The sequence below is a fragment of the Bartonella tribocorum genome, from assembly GCF_002777915.1.
Classification (GTDB): domain Bacteria; phylum Pseudomonadota; class Alphaproteobacteria; order Rhizobiales; family Rhizobiaceae; genus Bartonella; species Bartonella tribocorum_A.
The window spans coordinates 24,851-43,562 of sequence record NZ_NJGE01000018.1; the positions used below are offsets into that span (position 1 = coordinate 24,851).

Here is an 18,712-nt window from a genome sequence, read left to right on the forward strand (position 1 = left end):
TGTTGCAAGGAAAATTATACAATAAAGTTTAAAGAGATAAGTCTATGAATTTAAAAAGAAAGATATTAAAGAGGAGCAGTTCTTTTATTTCTGCTTTTATTGCTTTTGGGATGTTTGTGCAGCCAGTCTCAGCCAAAACGCCTGCCGATACACTTGTGATGGCTTGGGATCTTGATGCGATCAGTAACTTTGATCCTGCACAGCTTAATGATCGGTATGGCGCTGAAATTGTGATCAATGTTTGCGACAATTTGGTTGATTCTGCTAAAAATGATGGCGCTAAAATCGTTCCTTTGTTGGCAAAGGATTGGGATGTTGCAAGCGATGACCAGAGTACGGTGATTACTTTTCATTTGCGTGATGGTTTGAAGTTTAATGATGGTCGGCCTGCTGGTGCTCATGATCTTGTTTGGGGGATGAAGCGGGTTGTCAAATTGAAGCTATCGAATGCGGCAACTTTTAATGAATATGGGATTACAGAGAAAAATGTAGATGAGGCTTTTCAAGCACCCGATGAGAAAACAGTGGTGATGAAATTTGATAAACCTTATCCAGCAGACCTTATTCTAAGCAATATTTCTAGGAATCGTACGGTTGCTCTGCTTGATCGTGAAACACTTATGAAACACGAACAAGATGGTGATATGGGAAATCGCTATTTGGCAAGTCACGCTGCTTGTGTTGGTCCTTATCAGTTAGAAAGTTGGCGTCCTGGAGAAGGGATTTTGTTGCGTGCAAGTACCAATTATTGGGGAGAGGCACCCAAATTAAAGAAGATTCTCATTCGTCATATTGCAGAGCCTGGAACACAACGTTTGCTGTTAGAAAAACACGATATTGATGTCGCCCGTAATTTAACGCCAGAGAATATAGCAGATCTTCAAGCAACAACAGATATTAAGATTGAAAAAGTGTTGGCGCCATCTCTGATCGTATGGGGATTTAACGTGACAAATCCAATTTTTGCCAATGAAAAAGTGCGTTTGGCAATGCGCTATCTGATCGATTATGACACTTTGGGAAAGACTCTTCTTAAAGATGTTGGCATTCCACGGGCAAGCTTTATTCCTCTTGGTAATTTTGGGGCTTTGGATGAAAAAGAAGGACAACCCTTTAAACTTGATCTTCAAAAAGCTAAGCAGCTTTTAACGGAAGCAGGTTATCCAGATGGTTTTGAAGCCAATATTTTTGCAGGGAAATCTCCTTATCCTTTTGCTTTGCCTATTGCTCAGTCTATACAGGATAATGCAAAAAAAATAGGTGTGCGCTTTAAGATTGAACATTTTATCGGTACGCAGTTGTTTTCAAAACTTTATGCACGTGGCTTTGATACAATTTTTATAGGATGGAACAATTCTTCTTCGGATCCTCATACCATGGCTGCACGTTTTATTTCAAATCCGGATAATCGGTTTGAGGCTAAAAACACAGGTTATCCTAGTTGGTGCCACGGTTATTTTGATGAAGATATGAATAAGAAGGTGCAAGATGCTCTGTTTCAAAAAGATCCACAGAAACGGGCAGAAATGTATGCTGATTTACAGCGTGAATTGATGCAAAAAGGTCCCTATGCTTTTATTTATCAGACGTATAATATTATTGCTATGACACCCGATGTAAAAAAATGGGTGTGGAATGGAGCGCCACGTATTTTTTATGCTGACATTGAAAAATAAGTGTGTCTTCAATGCTGTCAAATAAATAAAGGGTACCATCATGATATCTTCGACGTTTTGTATAAGTTTTTAAGCTTTTCCAATACGTCGAAGGTCGTGAATAAAAGGGGGATATGTTTTTATTCTCTTTAAAGCTGTATTTGCATGGATGTTTAAGACTGAAAAATTCAATTTCTCTGAATTGAAAGGGGATCAATTTATTTGCTGAAAAAATTAGGACAATAAATGTCGTGGAATTTAGCTTTGTTAAAGGAGTAAAGACATTTTCAATGTGGAAGAAAAGTCTTGTTATGGGGATATGGGGAATATCAGGTTTTTATAGAGCTCATGTTTCCTTTTACTTTGGAAGATGATGAAATGCAATTGGAGGGTGGTGTTGTTTTATGGGGGTGATGAAAAATTCAAATTCCCTCTTGAAAAAGAGGGACAATGATCAATTTTGGGAAAATTACAGTTTCTCTGAGGATCATCAAAATATCCAATTTTTATTGCGGCTCTTGAAAAAACTGAAGTTGGCGTTTTAGCAATATTTTTGAGAAAGTCGAAAAAAGAAATTGGAAGAAGAAAGTTTGTTTGATGAGGCAAAAGGAAGCTTTGACTGATATGTCCCAAATTGTAAGTGCTGTGATATTGCCAACAGGTCCTGTTATGCTTGATATCTTCATGTTATATCAGACCATTTTCTGTTGCCTATTTGGGGTTTGCCTATACCTCGCTTAGAGGGACTGAGTGTTTGGTAAACGGCGGTGATTGTTGCGTTTTTTATTTTATTTCGAGGAGGTATGTTTTCTTAGTCTGACCTTATTATTTTTTGCACGTTATTGTTGCATGGAGAACTTATACAATAAATTTTAAAAGGAAAAGTCTATGAACTTGAAAGGAAAAATATTGAAAGGGAGCAATTCTTTTGTTTCTGCTGTTTTTGCACTGGGGATTTTTGTGCAACAAGTTTCAGCAAAAACACCTGCCGATACGCTTGTAATGGCTTGGAATCTTGATTCAATAAGTACATTTGATCCTGCGCAAATTAATGACCGTTATGGTAATGAAGTTCTTGTCAATGTTTGTGATAATTTAGTGGAACCTGCTAAAGATAATGCCGCTAAACTTGTTCCCTCTTTAGCAAAGAGTTGGAATGTTTCAGGTGATGATCAGCATACGGTGATTACTTTTCATTTGCGTGATGGTTTGAAGTTTAATGATGGTCGTCCTGCGAATGCCAATGATCTTATTTGGAGCATGAAACGGGTTGTTCAATTGAAGATGGCTACTGCGGCGACATTTAATGAATATGGTATTACAGAGCAGAATGTTGATGAGGCTTTTCAAGCACCCGATGAGAAAACGGTAGTGATGAAATTTGATAAACCTTATCCAGCAGAGCTTCTGCTTAGCCATTTTGCCACTAGCCGTACTCTTGCTTTGCTGGATCGTGAGACACTCATGAAACACGAAAAAAATGGTGATATGGGGAACCGCTATTTGGCAGGCCGTTCTGCTTGTGTTGGTCCTTATCAGTTAGAGAGTTGGCGTCCTGGAGAAGGGATTTTGTTGCGTGCAAGCGCCCATTATTGGGGGGAGGCGCCTAAATTGAAGAAGATTCTCATTCGCCATGTTGCGGAGCCTGGAACACAACGTTTGTTATTGGAAAAACATGATGTCGATGTTGCACGTAATTTGATGCCAGAGGATTTGGCTGATCTCCAAGCAACAGCGAATATTAAAGTTGAAAGAGTGTTAGAGCCATCCGTAATCATATGGGGGTTCAATGTGACAAATCCAATTTTTGCCAATGAAAAAGTGCGTTTAGCGATGCACTATTTGATTGATTATGAAGGACTTGGTAAGACCCTTCTCAAAGATGTTGGTGTTCCACGGGCAAGCTTTATTCCTCTTGGGAATCTTGGAGCTTTGGATGAAAAAGAAGGACAACCCTTTAAACTTGATCTTCAAAAAGCCAAGCAGCTTTTAACAGAAGCAGGTTATCCAGACGGTTTTGAGGCTAGGATTTTTGCAGGGGCATCTCCTTATCCTTTTGCTTTGCCTATTGCTCAGTCTATACAGGATAATGCAAAAAAGATTGGGGTGCGTTTTAAAATTGAACGTTTTGTAGGGACACAATTGTTTTCAAAACTGTCTGCACGTGCCTTTGATACGATTTTTTTCGGCTGGAATAATGACTCTGCTGATCCTCATACAATGGCTTCACGCCTTATTTATAATCCGGATAATCGGTTTGAGATTAAAAACACAGGCTATCCTAGTTGGTGCCATGGCTATTTGGATGAAGATATGAACAAGAAGGTTCAGGATGCGTTGTTTGAAAAAGATCCACAAAAACGAGCACAAAGGTATGCTGATTTGCAGCGTGAATTCATGCAAAAAGGACCTTATGCTTTTATTTATCAGACATATCATACGATAGCGATGACCTCTGATGTTAAAAAATGGGTTTGGAATAGTGCACCACGTATTTTTTATCATGCAATTGAAAAATAAGAGTGTCTTCAATACTGCCAAATAGATAAAGAGTATTCTCATGATATCTTCGACGTTTTGTATAAGTTTTCAAGCTTTGCAATACGTCGAAGGTTATAAATAAAAGGGGAGATGTTGTTGAATGTTTTTTCAAGACATTTTGGTTTAAAGAGTTTTTTCTTTCTCATTAAAGATGGGTCTGTATGGATGTTAAGATTGAATATTTCAACTTTTCTGAATGGAAAAGAGATCAATTTATTGGCTGAAAAATTAGTGCAATAACTGTTGCATCATTGAGCCTTGCTAAAGCAGAAAAGATTTTGCACTATGCAGGAAAAGTTTTGTTATGGGGGATATGAGGAATATCAGATTTTTAGGGGGCTTATGCCCATGTTTCCTTTTGCCTTGAAAGATGATAGAGTGCAATGGGAGGGTGCTGTTTCACAGAGTGATGAAAAAATTAAAATCCTTTCTTGAAGAAGGGATAAAGGTTGTTGTACTTGGGAAGTTGACGAATTTTTCTACTTTATCGAAACATCAAATTCTTATGAAGGCTCTTTATTATTAATGTCCTTAAACCAATAGGGGAGGGTGGTGTGATGACATTAAAAAACGCTAGAAGAGAAAAAATGTCAGAAAAAAGAAGAGATAAATTTGTCCAACAAAACAACAAAGCAGAGATGAAACTTTTTCTATAGTCTTCAGTCAGAGACATGAAGATATCATGAAACGGCTTTTGTTATTGGTGATTATTCATTGTCTATCAGATTATTTTGCTTTGTATGTTTGGGGGTAGCCTATAGGGGGATAAAAGAAATGGGTGGCAAATGATGCTGTCCTTGAAAATTTAAAACTTTATCTTTCAAAGCCTGGGATTGGCTTGGTTTCATGATTTTGCACATTTTTGCTGCATGAGAAATTTACATAATAAACTTTAGAGGGAGAAATCTATGAATTTAAAAAGAAAAATATTGAAAAGGAGCAGCTCTCTTGTTTCTGCTCTTATGACATTGGGTATGGTTGCACAACAGGCTTCAGCCAAAACACCCGCTGATACCCTTGTTATGGCTTGGAATCTCGATGCTGTCAGTACTTTTGATCCTGCGCAAATCAATGATGTTTATGCAAGTGAAATTATTGAAAATGTTTGTGATAATTTGGTCAGTACTGCTGAAGAAGATCCAACAAAAATAGTTCCGGCATTAGCAACACATTGGGATGTATCAGGCGATGATCACAGTACGGTACTTACCTTTCATTTGCGTGATGGCTTGAAATTTAATGATGGTCGATCAGCCAACGCTCATGATCTTGTTTGGGGGATGAAGCGGGTTGTCAAATTAAAAATGGCCGATGCGACAACGTTTAATGAATATGGAATTACAGAGAAAAATGTTGATGATGCTTTGCAAGCCGTTGATGAAAAAACGGTGGTGATGAAATTTGATAAGCCTTATCCAGCAGAGCTCCTCCTTAATAATATTGTTGCAAATCATGTCACTGCTTTGCTTGATCGTGAGACAATTATGAAGCATGAAAAAAATGGCGATTTGGGAAATCAGTATTTAAAAACGCATGCTGCTTGTGTTGGTCCTTATCAGTTGAAAAGTTGGCGCCCTGGAGAAGCTCTTTTGTTGCGTGCAAGCGACCATTATTGGGGAGAAACCCCGAAACTGAAACAGATTCTCATTCGCCATGTTGCAGAGCCTGGAACACAACGTTTGTTGTTGCAAAAGCACGATATTGATGTTGCGCGTAATTTAACCTCTGAAGATCTTGCAGACTTACAAGAAACAACAGATGTTAAAGTTGAAAAGGTGTTGGTGCCAAGTATGATGTATTGGGGATTTAATATGACAAATCCCATTTTTGCTAAGGAAAAAGTACGCTTGGCAATGCGCTATCTCATAGACTATGAAGGCTTTGGCAATAAACTTCTCAAAGGTGTTGGTGTTCCACGGGCAAGTTTTATTCCTCTTGGCAATTTTGGAGCTTTAGATGAAAAAGAAGGGCAGCCTTTTAAGCTTGATATTCAAAAAGCCAAGCAACTTTTAGCAGAGGCAGGTTATCCGAATGGCTTTGAGGCGAGTTTTCTTGTCTCAAATTCCCCTTCTACTTTAGCTCTTGCTCAGTCCCTTCAAGATAATGCTGCACAGGCAGGGGTGCGTCTTAAAATTGAACGTGTGGCGGGTACACAGCTATTTTCAAAGGTGGATGCACGAGCTTTTGATACAACTTTTATTGGGTGGAATAGTGGGTCTACGGATCCTCATACCATGGCTTCACGTCTTGTTTATAATCCGGATAATCGGTTTGAGGCAAAAAATACAGCTTACCCTAGTTGGCAGCATGGGTATTTTGATGCCAAGATGAATGAAAAAGTTGAAGAGGCATTGTTTCAAAAAGATTCACAAAAACGGGCAGAGCTCTATGCTGATTTACAACGTGAATTGATGCAAAAGGGACCTTATGCGTTTATCTTTCAAAAATATAATGTGATAGCGATGACACCTGATGTTAAAAAATGGGTTTGGAATAGCGCGCCCCATGTTTTTTATGGTGAAATTGAAAAATAATTTCTTATTTGTAAAATACAAAAAGCGCGCAATCATGATACCCTCAACCTATTGCAAAGTTTTTCAATCCTTTGCAATAGGTTGAAGCATATGGGGAATGTTTCGATGTTATGGATAGTGGATATCATGGATAATGTCTGGATATCTTGTAGAGAGAATGTACTTTTAAAATATTCTCTTTTAAAGAGATCTGTTATTCTCATTAAAGATGTGTGAATGTTAAGATTGAATATTTCAACTTTTGTGAATTGAAAAATGGTCAATTTATTGAGTGAAAAGACAAGTGGAACGAATGTTGCGGAATTTACTGTTTCCGAAATAGCAGGCGCTTTAAAGCGTGTTGTTGAGGAAAAGTTTGGCTATGTACGGGTGCGTGGAGAGATCTCTGGTTACCGTGGGGCTCATGCTTCAGGACATGCTTATTTTGCTTTAAAAGATGATAAGGCGCGGTTGGAAGCTGTTGTTTGGCGTGGCGTGATGGAAAAGCTCAAATTTCCTCCTGAAGAGGGAATGGAAGTGGTTGCTGTTGGTAAGCTTACGACTTATCCAGGGTCATCAAAATATCAAATTGTCATTGAGGCTCTTGAACCAACAGGGGTTGGTGCTTTGATGACACTTCTTGAAAATCGTAAGAAAAAGTTTTCAGAAGAAGGCTTATTTGATGAAGCAAAGAAAAAGCCTTTGCCTTATATGCCTCGAATTATAGGTGTTGTAACATCCCCAACGGGGGCCGTTATTCGCGATATTATTCATCGTATATCTGATCGTTTTCCATTGCATATTTTGGTTTGGCCTGTCCGTGTTCAGGGGGAAACAAGCGGCAGTGAAGTGGCTGCTGCTGTTGAGGGCTTTAATGCTCTTGCTTTAGAAGGGCACATTCCAAAACCTGATCTTATTATTGTGGCACGGGGAGGGGGAAGTTTAGAAGACTTGTGGGGGTTTAATGACGAAGCTGTTGTTCGTGCTGTTTATGCTTCTGATCTGCCCGTTATTTCTGCTGTTGGGCATGAAACAGACTGGACTTTGATTGATTATGTTGCTGATTGGCGTGCTCCAACCCCTACAGGAGCTGCAGAAAAGGCTGTTCCCGTCAAGCTTGATCTTGAAGTATGTGTCGCATCACTTGGGGCACGTTTGCGTAAAGGACTTGCGCGTTCTTTTGATTTTCATCAACAAAAGTTGCGTGCAGCCAGACGCGGTCTTCCCACTGCTGATCAACTTTTTTCTCTACCACGGCGTGGTTTTGATGAAATTTCAAGTCGATTACAGCGTGCTCTTTGTGTGAGTTACGATAAAAAACGTTTTTCTTTTCATGCTCTTCATCTGCGTCTTTCGCCCCGTTTGTTAAAGAGTGAAAAAGCACAACGCCATACAAAGGAATATACAGCACGCCTTCATCGTGCTTTTATGCGCAGTGTAGAAAAACAACGCGCGGCCTTAGAGTTGGCATGTCGGCTTTTAAAAAGCACTTCTTATCAGAATATTTTAGAGCGCGGTTTTGTTTTGGCTTTGGGGCAAGACCATAAACCTATTAAACGGTTGATGCAGTTTCCTGAAAGTGGACAAATAAATTTACGCTTTTTTGATGGCGATATCCGTGTTGCAACACAAGAACCTGTTTCTACGACACGTTTAAAACACAAAAAGATAAAGTCGCCAAGCGATGATCAAGGAACTCTGTTTTAATACGGTGAAGATTATGCTGGCTGAAGGCCTTCTTAAAGGAGTGGATGGAAAAGTTCGTTGTGCATGGGCAGGAACGGATCCACTTTATTGTGCTTATCATGATAATGAATGGGGAAAACCTGTTTTTGAGGATATGCCTTTATTTGAAAAAATTTGTCTTGAAGGTTTCCAAGCTGGGCTTTCTTGGTTTACAATTTTAAAAAAACGCTCTTCTTTTCGCGTTGCATTTGATGATTTTGACTTTAAAAAAATTAGTCATTATGATGAAGTGAAAGTGCAAATATTGATGCAGAATAAAGGTATTGTTCGTCATCAGGGGAAAATTCGATCAGTGCTTAATAATGCACTGAGAGCACAGGAAATCATAACAGAGAGGGGGAGCTTGTCTCACTATTTTTGGTCTTTTCAGCCACCACTATCGGAGCGTTATGAAAAGATAGATTTTCAAACATTGTTGGCAAATCCTATAACTCCTGCTTCTCTTCGTCTTTCTCAAGATTTAAAGAAACGCGGTTGGACATTCGTTGGTCCCACGATTTGTTATGCTTTTATGCAGTCTGTAGGGATTGTCAATGATCATCTTGAAGGGTGTTTTTGTCGGTAAATTGGTAAAATTTCTGTCAGAAGAGCAATGATCAATAAGATCATCATAATAAATATGCAGGTTATACAACTCTATTGTATAAGACAATTGAAGCATACAAACGATACAATAGTGATGATTTTTTTATTGTTGTTGGCTATTAAAATAACAAAAGTATACTTTTAAGAATGGAAAACAAATGCAAAAAAAGTGTAATATATTAACTATCATGTGTCTGACGTTAGAGAGTGATGCTATCTTGTACGTCAAACAGGACGCTCCCCAGTTGCCAATTCACGAGCTTTCTTAAAGAAAACATTTCTTAGTGCTCTTAAGTCTATTTTGTATTGATCCTTGTGAATGGGTATCACGATGGAAGTTGTTGAGCATCAGCATTTTACGTTTATGAAGGAATGAGCTGGTACTATCATGTGACACTTTGCCTGCTCTAAAATATTGCGACAGCGCTTAGCGTTTGAAATGGTTTAGAAGAGATATTTTTATTTCCGTTCATGACATGAATGTCATAATTTCAGGAATGGATATTTTATTGATGGATGCAAAGAGGTTTTTAGATGGGGGCTGTTGTTGCATTGTTATATTTTTCTTGGATTGTATGATCGTTGGTTTATTTATGTGGTGGTTTATTATTCAAGACATGCCTGAGGCAATACAAAACACCATGTAGCGATGAAAAATTGACGTTAAATAATTTAAGCTGCTTGTGTTAGGTTTTATTATCTGATAGCTTTCTTTTATTAGAGAGGGGTTTTGCTGTGTGTGAGCTCCAGTTTGGGGGAGGATAATTCAGCTCAGACAGACGGGTATTCACTACATTGCTTCATTAAATCTCTGTATGTTGCTGTTTGGAACTAAGCGTTTTGTACAGCATGTTGTTTGCTATTTTATTTTTATAGCGGCAAAGCAATGATGCTAACTAAAGTTTAGAAGGATTTATATTGGTTATGTCTTTGGGGAAATCGTATAGTGAATTTTGTTTTGATGAATGAGAAAGAACCTGCTCGTGTGTATTCTTTTATTACAAACTTTATCTTTCAGAAGATAAAGTTTGGAAAGAAAAGTTCTTCTCATTGTTCCTTTATCTTTGTTAGCACGTTTGGCTTTTTTCTCGGCTACAAAGCTTGTCTTTTTAATGATTAATTGGGGGGATAGGGTTTATTATCGTGTACAAAAAAATATTATGAAAAAAATATCATACTGGTTAGCAAACACATATTCTATTGTTCGCTATGGTTTGATTGAGACGGTCAGTCAATGAATTGATAAAATGGATAGAATTTAAAAGTCGATGACTCTGTATAGGTGATGAGAAGGTATTTGTTCAATCTTTATGATTATAGATTTGCTCTTTATGATTATAAATTTTCCCAGTCATTTCAGTGTCATTAATTGATAAAAAAATAAAGGGGAAAGTTTATGAACTTAAAGAAAAAAACATTGAAAATGGGTGGCTCTCTTATTTGTGTTCTTATGGCACTTGGAGTTGTGGCACAACAGGCTTTAGCAAAAACACCTACCGATACTCTTGTTATGGCTTGGAACCTCGATGCTATTAGGACCTTTGATCCTGCGCAAAGCAATGATATTTATTCAACTGAAATTATTTACAATATTTGTGATAATTTGGTCGGTACTGCTGAAGATGATCCAACAAAAATAGTTCCAGCATTAGCAGAAAATTGGGATGTTTCAGGGGATGACCATAGTACGGTCATTACCTTTCATTTGCGCGATGGTTTGAAGTTTAATGATGGAAGATCAGCTAACGCCAATGATCTTGTTTGGGGAATGAAGCGGGTTGTCCAATTAAAAATGGCCGATGCGACAACGTTTAATGAATATGGAATTACAGAGCAAAATGTTGATGATGCTTTGCAAGCTCCCGATGAAAAAACGGTGGTGATGAAATTTGATAAGCCTTATCCAGCAAAGCTTCTTCTGAATAATATTGTTGCAACGCGTGTGACAGCTTTGCTTGATCGTAAGACAATTATGAAGCATGAAAAAGATGGCGATTTGGGAAATCAGTATTTGAAAGCGCATGCTGCTTGTGTTGGTCCTTATCAGTTGAAAAGTTGGCGCCCTGGAGAGGCTCTTTTGTTGCGTGCAAGTGCCCATTATTGGGGTAAAGCCCCGAAACTGAAACAGATTCTCATTCGCCATGTTGCAGAGCCTGGAACACAACGTTTGTTGTTGCAAAAGCATGATATTGATGTTGCGCGTAACTTGACCCATGAAGATCTCTTAGATCTACGAAAAAAAATAAATATTAAAGTTGAAAAGGTGTTGGTACCAACCATGATGTATTGGGGATTCAACATGACAAATCCCATTTTTGCTAAGGAAAAAGTACGCTTGGCAATGCGCTATCTCATAGACTATGAAGGTCTTGGCAACAAGATTCTCAAAGATGTTGGTGTTCCACGGGCAAGTTTTATTCCTCTTGGCAATTTTGGAGCTTTAGATGAAAAAGAAGGGCAGCCCTTTAAGCTTGATATTCAAAAAGCTAAGCAACTTTTAGCAGAGGCTGGTTATCCGAATGGCTTTGAGGCAAATTTTCTTGTTGCAAATACCCCTGCTATTTCAGCTCTTGCTCAGTCCCTTCAAGATAGTGCAGCACAGGCAGGGGTGCGTCTTAAAATTGAGCGTTTGGCAGGTACGCAATTGTTTTCAAAGGTGGATGCTCGAGCTTTTGATACGAGTTTTATTGGGTGGAACAGCGGGTCTATGGATCCTCATACCATGGCTTCACGTCTTGTTTATAATCCGGATAATCGGTTTGAGGCAAAAAATACAGCCTATCCTAGTTGGAAAAATGGGTATTTTGATGCCAAGATGAATGAAAAAGTTGAAGAGGCGTTATTTCAAAAAGATTCACAAAAACGGGCAAAACTCTATGTTGATTTACAACGTGAATTGATGCAAAAGGGACCTTATGCGTTTGTCTATCAACAATATAGCGTTGTTGCGATGACACCTGATGTTAAAAAATGGGTTTGGAATAGTACGCCGCGTATTTTTTATAATGAAATTGAAAAATAAGCGTGTCTTTTCGTATCGTCAAAGATAAAAAGAGCTTGATTATCATTGCATGATGAAAATATTCTCCTACATAGGAACTCTTCAGTTTTTTTAAGAAGGATGAAATTGGGGGGGGGCCGTATATGACATGAGGTCATCTATAAAGAGGGATGAAGAGAGGAAGTATATTGGGGAGGGTTTTTGTTTGTGGTTACAGATTTTCTTCATTCTGAATAATAAATTGATCTATGAGAAAATTACTTTATAGATGCTTAGTTTGATTAAATGAAGTTGAAGTTTGATGCCATGCTGTTTAAAAGATGAAAAAGCAAAATCATCATCACTTTACGTGAAAAGGTATAAGAATACACAAGAAAGAGATAAAATGGGGAAAAAAGGATGTTGAAAAGAATTTGTGTTTTATTAAGCACAATGGGTTTTTTTAACGGGGCTATCGTATCAGCATTTAGTGCTTCATCTAAAGATATATTGGTGATGGCATGGAATATCGATTCAATGAGCAGTTTTGATCCAGCGCAAACCGTTGAGGTTGTGACAAGTGAGTTATTGACGAATATTTGCAGTGCGCTCGTGCAATATGATGAGCATGATCCTACAAAAATTCGTCCGGCTATGGCACAATCTTGGGATGTTTTAGATAATGGCAAAAGGATAGTTTTTCATCTGCGTGATGATTTAAAGTTTGATGATGGAAGAACAGCAACGGCGCAAGATCTCGTATGGTCGATGCGGCGGATTATTAAATTAGGTTTGAGTTATGCTCAATCTTTAATGGATTATGGGTTTACAAAAGATAATATTGAAACAAATATTCAGGCTCTTGATGATAAGACTGTACAATTAAAATTAGATAAACCCTATCCTATTCAGCTTATCTTGACTGTTATTGGACAATCTTATGCTTCTGCTTTGCTTGATCGGAAAACAATTGAAGCGCAGAGTATCAACGATGATATGGGAAATAAATATTTAGCAACACATTCGGCTTGTGTTGGACCTTATAAATTAGCAAGTTGGTCTCCGGGGGATAAGGTTGTGTTAGAGGCTACACAACATTATTGGGGCAAGGTGCCTAAAATTAAGCAGATTGTTGTGCGGCATGTGGCGGATTCAGCAAGTCAAAGACTTCTTTTGGAAAAAGGTGATGTGGATATAGCGCGGGATCTTTCTTCAGAGGATATTTTAGACCTTGAAAAAAAAGGTGGTCCGGTCAAAATTAGTCGTGTTTTGCGTCCGCAGATTATTTATCTATCGTTAAACAATAAGAACGCAATTTTTGCAAATGAAAAGGTCAGGTTAGCACTTCGTTATTTGGTTGATTATGAAGGTCTTGGAAAAACTGTTTTGAAGGGGATTGCTATTCCACGGGCAACGTATATGTCTTTGGGTGTTCCAGGTGCTTTGGATGAAAAAGAAGGCCTACCTTTTAAGTTAGATTTTAAAAAAGCAAAACAGTTAATGACTGAAGCTGGTTATCCTAACGGTTTTAAAGCGAACCTTCTCGTTGGAAGCCTTAGTTATATGTCATCTGTTGCACAATCTATTCAAGCCAATGCGCGCAAAATTGGTGTTGAGCTTACAATTGAAAAAATGGCACAAAATCAATTGTTAAGTCGTGTCCGGGGCGGAAATTATGATACGGCCCTTATGGGATGGGGGAGTGCTGATCCTGATGGACATCCGGCTTCATTAAATCACGTGTTTAATCCTGATCCAACATTTACGAAAAAACATAATATGTATTTGGCTTGGCGTGCTGGATATTATGATGAAAATATTAATAAAATGGTGATGGATGCTTTGTTTGAGCAAGACCCTCATAAGCGCATTATGCAATATCGTACTTTACAGCATTATGTGCTAGAGCATGGTCCTATGGTTTATTTGTTTCAGACATATTATACCGTTGGTATGGGACCTGATGTCAAAAAATGGGTTTGGAACAGTTACAGACTTTACTACAATGAAGCAGAAAAATAAAAAAGAAGCATGTTATGGAGAAGGCTTGTATAACATGCTTAATAAGAAGTTGTTTCATTCTATAAAAAAAGGTATTCGCTTTATGTTTTATCACTACAGAGGGGATTTTTATAATGGTTTTGCCACTTTCAGAGACTGAAAGAGCTGTATCAGAAAAGCAGAAAAAATTATTTTTATGGGATTTTTTGTCCAAGGGATTAAAACTCCTTATTTCAGTTTTTATCACACTGCTTGGGTTGGTAACGATTACTTTTTTTCTTGGTCATCTTCTTCCTCTTGATCCTGTTCTTTCTATTCTTGGTGATAATATCAGTCAGGAAGCTTATGATGCCATGTATTATAAGCTGGGTCTTGATAAGCCATTGATTGTTCAATATTGGAAATATCTTCATAATGTATTTTTATTTGACTTTGGAGATGCTTTAACGTCTGGGCGTCCTGTTTTAGCTGATATTATGCGCGTATTTCCTGCAACATTAGAGCTTGCAACTGTTGCTATTGTTATCGGCACAACTCTTGGAATTCCCTTTGGTGTTTTTGCAGCAATGTATCGCGATTCATTTATTGATTATGTTGTCCGTGTTTTTACACTCTTGAGTTATTCTACGCCGACATTTTGGCTTGGGCTTATGGCGTTGTTAATATTTTATGCCAAGCTTGGCTGGGTTGGTGGTCCAGGGCGACTTGATTTTCTTTATGAATATTCTTTTGAACCCAAAACAGGATTTTTTCTTTGGGATACCGCGAGCCAAGGACAATGGGAGGCTTTTGGGAATGTCTTTAGTCACATTATTATGCCTGCTTTGATCTTAGCTTTCGGTGCTATGGCTTATATTAGTCGTATGACCCGTGGGTTTATGATTGAGCAGCTTAATCAAGAATATATCATTACTGCACGTGTAAAGGGATTATCGTGGGCGCGAACCGTTTGGGGACATGCCTTTCGGAATGCTGCGGTTCAAGTTATTACCGTCGTTGCACTTTCTTATGCTTTTTTATTAGAAGGGGCTGTTTTGACGGAGACCGTTTTTGCTTGGCCTGGTTTTGGGCATTATTTGACAAATGCTCTTCTTGCTGGAGATATGAATGCAGTTGTAGGATGTACTTTACTTGTAGGATTTATCTTTGTTGCCATTAATTTATTTTCTGATTTGCTTTATCGCATTTTTGATCCAAGGACACGTTGAATATGACAGTCAGTAATCATCACAAATCGCAATCATCATCTTCTTTGAGCTCTTGGTTAAACGACCCTGTTCCACGGTCTATAATTCAAGCAAACATACAAAGAATTTATCACGCACTGGTGAAGTTTTTTCATAACTTTTCAGCTGTATTTGGTCTGTTTATTATTTGTATTATTATCATATGTGCGCTTTTTGCTCCTTGGATTGCGACGCACGATTTTTTGAGCAATGATCTAGGGCATCGGTTGCAGCCCCCCTCTATGGAACATTATTTTGGGACAGATGAATTAGGACGTGACATTTTTAGTCGTCTTGTTTTTGGTTCTCGTATTACTCTTTATGTGGTTTTTCTCACAACAATTATTGTGGGCCCAATAGGGCTTATTGTTGGAACGGTATCTGGTTATATGGGGGGATGGGTTGATACTGTGCTCATGCGCATTGTCGATATTTTTCTTGCTTTTCCAGGGTTAATTTTAGCTCTTGCCTTTTCAGCGGCGTTGGGACCAGGGATTGAAAATGCTTCTATTGCAATTTCAATTGCAGCATGGCCACCAATCGCACGTTTGGCGCGCGCTGAAACTTTGACAATACGTTCTTCAGATTATGTTTCTGTGATTCGCTTGCAGGGGGCTTCTCCTTTGCGGATTATTTTGTTTCATATTGCGCCCATGTGTATTCCTTCAGTGATTGTACGATTAACTTTAGATATGTCTGGAATTATTTTAACAGCTGCTGGTCTTGGATTTTTGGGGTTGGGAGCACAACTTCCAAGTCCTGAATGGGGGGCGATGCTTTCCTCAGGGCGGGAATTTATGATGACAAATTGGTGGTTGGCGGCAATACCAGGCTGTGCAATATTGTTTGCAAGCCTTGCTTTCAATCTTTTAGGTGATGGTCTTCGTGATGTATTGGATCCACGCAATGGGTAATAAGTTATTAGAAGTAGAAAATTTACGTATTTCTTTTCCTACAACGCGCGGCGTTGCAGAAGTTGTGCGCGGTGTTAGCTTTTCTGTTGGAAAAGAAAAAATTGGCATTGTTGGTGAATCCGGATCTGGAAAATCGATGACTGGACGCGCAATACTAAAGCTGAGTCCAAAATCAGCCATTGTTAAAGCTAAAAAAATGCGCTTTGAGGATGTCGATTTATTGACGGCAAGTGAACCTCAGATGAGAAAAATCCGCGGTAAGCGTATTTCAATGATTTTACAAGATCCTAAATATTCACTTAATCCACTCATACGGATTGGGGAACAGATTATGGAGGCGTATCGTATTCATTACCGTGTTTCAAAAGCTGAAGCGCGGGAGCGAACCATATCTATGTTAGAATCTGTTCATATTCGTGATCCTGAACATGTCATGCGTCTTTTTCCTCATGAAATATCTGGGGGGATGGGGCAGCGCGTGATGATTGCCATGATGCTCATTCCAAAACCTGACTTAATTATTGCCGATGAACCGACATCTGCGCTTGATATTACGGTCAGACGACAAGTTTTATCCGTATTAGATGAACTTGTGACAAAGTCTGGAACGGGGCTTATCTTCATTAGTCATGATTTAAATATGATTGCTGATTTTTGTGATCGTATTTTGGTGATGTATGCAGGGCGTGTTTTAGAAGAGTTACCTGCTTCTGATTTATCTCACGCTTGTCATCCTTATACAAAGGCTTTGCTGGCGAGTTTGCCAAGGCTGGATAATCCTGTTGATGTTTTGGCTGTTCCGGAGCGTGATCCTGATTGGTTGTATAATCCTACGATTGTTAATGGTGTTGAGGAGGCTCCTCATGACAAATTGTGAGAATATTGTTGATGTTTCTAATTTATCTGTAACTTTTGGGCATAGGCATAAGGCTGTCACCGTTGTTAAAAATGTTAATTTTCATATTAAGCGTGGTGAAGCTTATGGTTTGATTGGTGAATCTGGATGCGGAAAATCAACTATTTTGAATACATTGGTGGGTCTTATTCCAGAGTATAGTGGAAAGTTTCTTTTTGATGGACAAGAAGTCGAGAAAAAGAGAAATAAGGATTTTTTACGTTGTATTCAAATGGTTTTTCAAGATCCTTATGCTTCGCTGCATCCACGAAAAATGGTCCATACGGTTCTTTCTGAATCGCTCAAAATCCATGGTATGGATAATAAAAGAGAGCGGGTGGAGGATGCTTTAGATTCCGTTGGTTTAGATTCTTCATTTCTTTATCGTTATCCTCATGAGTTGTCTGGAGGACAGCGTCAGCGTATTGCTCTTGCACGCGCTTTAATTATTGAGCCAGAAGTTTTATTGCTTGATGAGCCAACATCTGCATTGGATGTGTCTGTACAGGCTGAAATTTTAAACTTGTTAAAATCGTTGCGTGAGAGAAAAAAGCTTACTTATTTGATGGTATCCCATGATCTTGCTGTTGTTGCACATATTTGTGAACGCGTTGGCATTATGCATAAAGGGATTATTCTTGAAGAACTTAGCAATGATGAATTGCGTAATCTCCATGCGCAACACGATTATACAAAGGAGTTTTTTGAAGCCAGTATTGAGCCTGTTGTTCATAGAGAGCAAAGAGCATGATCAATTTCATATAAGAGAAAATGCAACTTTATGTGTTTTGAAGTGTCTAGAAATGTTTGGCGGCATTGTTAAAAGGGAAGAGCATAGTAGGATTTTTTTAGTCATGAATTTGCTGGGCAGTGTTTGAGCGATAATATTTTAAATCCTATGAGAACGCCCATTTTGAAATATACGAGTGACCTATAACATATATCCTTTGTGTGATAATATTGCACTATTTTTTGCGTATCATTTTATGTTCAAAAGTTTTATTTTGGGATTTTAAGCAGTAAATTTGTGAGAAATAACAAAAGAGAGTAATACTGTCTTTTCTAGAAAGGCGTCTCATTATTTTACAGTATCATTTTGTTTTTGATTGTTCTCTTTTTACAATTTTAGGCATTATTTAGCGAAAAATTCTAAGTTTTATTCTTTATAAAAGAAGATTTTTTGTAAAAAATATCCAATGGTCGATGACAGTCTTCAAATATTTTAATGTTTTCTATTTTAAAAAAGAGCTTATAATAATAAGTCAAAAAGGCAGCATATTGCTGCCTTTTTATCACATTAAATAGGCTGTTTTTACAGTTTTGCTTTAAAACTGATAGCGTACTCCACCTGAAAAATTTGCTCCACTTATACCCGTTTTTTGCAGTTTTTGTTGATAGCTGACATCACCATGAAGGGAGAGCTTAGCAGACAATTGTGCATTGATGCCAACGCCACCTTCAAGGAAAGAACCCATAGGGTCACGTTTATAATCTTTATCAATATGGAGCGCCTGATCATCACCAAAGGTTTTGATCAAGTTTACTTTTCCATAAAAAGACATAGGACGGCTGTTTTCACTGGCAACGGTTTTCGTTAAACGTCCACCAACACGGATCAACCATTGAGAAGGATTTTGCATGTCAATGGTCAGATTA

Annotated in this window: 14 protein-coding genes; 13 read left to right on the top strand and 1 reads right to left on the bottom strand. The window is 38.2% G+C overall.

All coding sequences use genetic code 11. The annotated features are described in order from the left end of the window. Positions 1-44: 44 nt before the first annotated feature. The 13 genes from CER18_RS07360 to CER18_RS07415 all read left to right on the top strand — a co-directional run bounded on the left by CER18_RS07360 (position 45) and on the right by CER18_RS07415 (position 17,807). Positions 45-1,676 (top strand): ABC transporter substrate-binding protein, encoded by a 1,632-nt coding sequence (locus tag CER18_RS07360; RefSeq protein WP_100129386.1) that lies wholly within the window; start codon positions 45-47, stop codon positions 1,674-1,676. Positions 1,677-2,543: 867 nt separating this feature from the next. Continuing rightward, complete coding sequence (locus CER18_RS07365; RefSeq protein WP_100129387.1) at positions 2,544-4,175, top strand: ABC transporter substrate-binding protein; 1,632 nt, start codon at positions 2,544-2,546, stop codon at positions 4,173-4,175. A gap of 306 nt (positions 4,176-4,481) precedes the next feature. After that, on the top strand, positions 4,482-4,631 hold the full coding sequence (locus CER18_RS10290; RefSeq protein WP_208439240.1) for a hypothetical protein: 150 nt from the start codon (positions 4,482-4,484) through the stop codon (positions 4,629-4,631). Between the two features lie 473 nt (positions 4,632-5,104). Further along, the gene (locus tag CER18_RS07370; protein WP_100129388.1) at positions 5,105-6,730 is read left to right on the top strand and encodes an ABC transporter substrate-binding protein; all 1,626 of its coding nucleotides are present in this window, start codon (positions 5,105-5,107) and stop codon (positions 6,728-6,730) included. 255 nt (positions 6,731-6,985) lie between these two features. Further along, on the top strand, positions 6,986-8,416 hold the full coding sequence (gene xseA / locus CER18_RS07375; protein ID WP_100129389.1) for an exodeoxyribonuclease VII large subunit: 1,431 nt from the start codon (positions 6,986-6,988) through the stop codon (positions 8,414-8,416). After that, positions 8,394-9,020 (top strand): DNA-3-methyladenine glycosylase I, encoded by a 627-nt coding sequence (locus CER18_RS07380; RefSeq protein WP_100129390.1) that lies wholly within the window; start codon positions 8,394-8,396, stop codon positions 9,018-9,020. The genes xseA and CER18_RS07380 overlap by 23 nt, the downstream gene beginning before the upstream one ends. Before the next feature lie 1,048 nt (positions 9,021-10,068). Then, positions 10,069-10,278, top strand: a complete 210-nt coding sequence (locus CER18_RS07385; RefSeq protein WP_100129391.1) for a hypothetical protein — start codon at positions 10,069-10,071, stop codon at positions 10,276-10,278. Between the two features lie 158 nt (positions 10,279-10,436). After that, on the top strand, positions 10,437-12,062 hold the full coding sequence (locus CER18_RS07390; RefSeq protein WP_100129392.1) for an ABC transporter substrate-binding protein: 1,626 nt from the start codon (positions 10,437-10,439) through the stop codon (positions 12,060-12,062). A gap of 378 nt (positions 12,063-12,440) precedes the next feature. Further along, positions 12,441-14,042 (top strand): ABC transporter substrate-binding protein, encoded by a 1,602-nt coding sequence (locus tag CER18_RS07395; RefSeq protein ID WP_100129393.1) that lies wholly within the window; start codon positions 12,441-12,443, stop codon positions 14,040-14,042. A 113-nt stretch (positions 14,043-14,155) separates the two neighbouring features. Beyond that, the gene (locus CER18_RS07400) at positions 14,156-15,229 is read left to right on the top strand and encodes an ABC transporter permease (RefSeq protein ID WP_100129394.1); all 1,074 of its coding nucleotides are present in this window, start codon (positions 14,156-14,158) and stop codon (positions 15,227-15,229) included. 2 nt (positions 15,230-15,231) lie between these two features. Next, on the top strand, positions 15,232-16,161 hold the full coding sequence (locus CER18_RS07405) for an ABC transporter permease (protein WP_100129395.1): 930 nt from the start codon (positions 15,232-15,234) through the stop codon (positions 16,159-16,161). Beyond that, positions 16,154-17,038 (top strand): ABC transporter ATP-binding protein, encoded by an 885-nt coding sequence (locus CER18_RS07410; protein WP_100129396.1) that lies wholly within the window; start codon positions 16,154-16,156, stop codon positions 17,036-17,038. Before CER18_RS07405 ends, CER18_RS07410 begins: the two co-directional genes overlap by 8 nt. Continuing rightward, positions 17,025-17,807 carry an ABC transporter ATP-binding protein gene (locus CER18_RS07415; RefSeq protein ID WP_100129397.1) on the top strand — a complete coding sequence of 261 codons (783 nt, stop codon included), beginning with the start codon at positions 17,025-17,027 and terminating at the stop codon, positions 17,805-17,807. The genes CER18_RS07410 and CER18_RS07415 overlap by 14 nt, the downstream gene beginning before the upstream one ends. Before the next feature lie 574 nt (positions 17,808-18,381). Here the strand turns inward: CER18_RS07415 and CER18_RS07420 are convergent. Then, positions 18,382-18,712, bottom strand: a 331-nt coding sequence (locus CER18_RS07420; RefSeq protein WP_143242717.1) for an autotransporter outer membrane beta-barrel domain-containing protein, incomplete at its 5' end; no start/stop codon positions are given.

What these genes read in the sequence shown, in the direction of transcription:
- CER18_RS07360 (WP_100129386.1), top strand. Translation starts at nt 45, where the DNA reads ATGAATTTAAAAAGAAAGATATTAAAGAGGAGCAGTTCTTTTATTTCT.
- CER18_RS07365 (WP_100129387.1), top strand. Translation starts at nt 2,544, where the DNA reads ATGAACTTGAAAGGAAAAATATTGAAAGGGAGCAATTCTTTTGTTTCT.
- CER18_RS10290 (WP_208439240.1), top strand. Translation starts at nt 4,482, where the DNA reads ATGCAGGAAAAGTTTTGTTATGGGGGATATGAGGAATATCAGATTTTT.
- CER18_RS07370 (WP_100129388.1), top strand. Translation starts at nt 5,105, where the DNA reads ATGAATTTAAAAAGAAAAATATTGAAAAGGAGCAGCTCTCTTGTTTCT.
- xseA (WP_100129389.1), top strand. Translation starts at nt 6,986, where the DNA reads ATGGTCAATTTATTGAGTGAAAAGACAAGTGGAACGAATGTTGCGGAA.
- CER18_RS07380 (WP_100129390.1), top strand. Translation starts at nt 8,394, where the DNA reads ATGATCAAGGAACTCTGTTTTAATACGGTGAAGATTATGCTGGCTGAA.
- CER18_RS07390 (WP_100129392.1), top strand. Translation starts at nt 10,437, where the DNA reads ATGAACTTAAAGAAAAAAACATTGAAAATGGGTGGCTCTCTTATTTGT.
- CER18_RS07395 (WP_100129393.1), top strand. Translation starts at nt 12,441, where the DNA reads ATGTTGAAAAGAATTTGTGTTTTATTAAGCACAATGGGTTTTTTTAAC.
- CER18_RS07400 (WP_100129394.1), top strand. Translation starts at nt 14,156, where the DNA reads ATGGTTTTGCCACTTTCAGAGACTGAAAGAGCTGTATCAGAAAAGCAG.
- CER18_RS07405 (WP_100129395.1), top strand. Translation starts at nt 15,232, where the DNA reads ATGACAGTCAGTAATCATCACAAATCGCAATCATCATCTTCTTTGAGC.
- CER18_RS07410 (WP_100129396.1), top strand. Translation starts at nt 16,154, where the DNA reads ATGGGTAATAAGTTATTAGAAGTAGAAAATTTACGTATTTCTTTTCCT.
- CER18_RS07415 (WP_100129397.1), top strand. Translation starts at nt 17,025, where the DNA reads ATGACAAATTGTGAGAATATTGTTGATGTTTCTAATTTATCTGTAACT.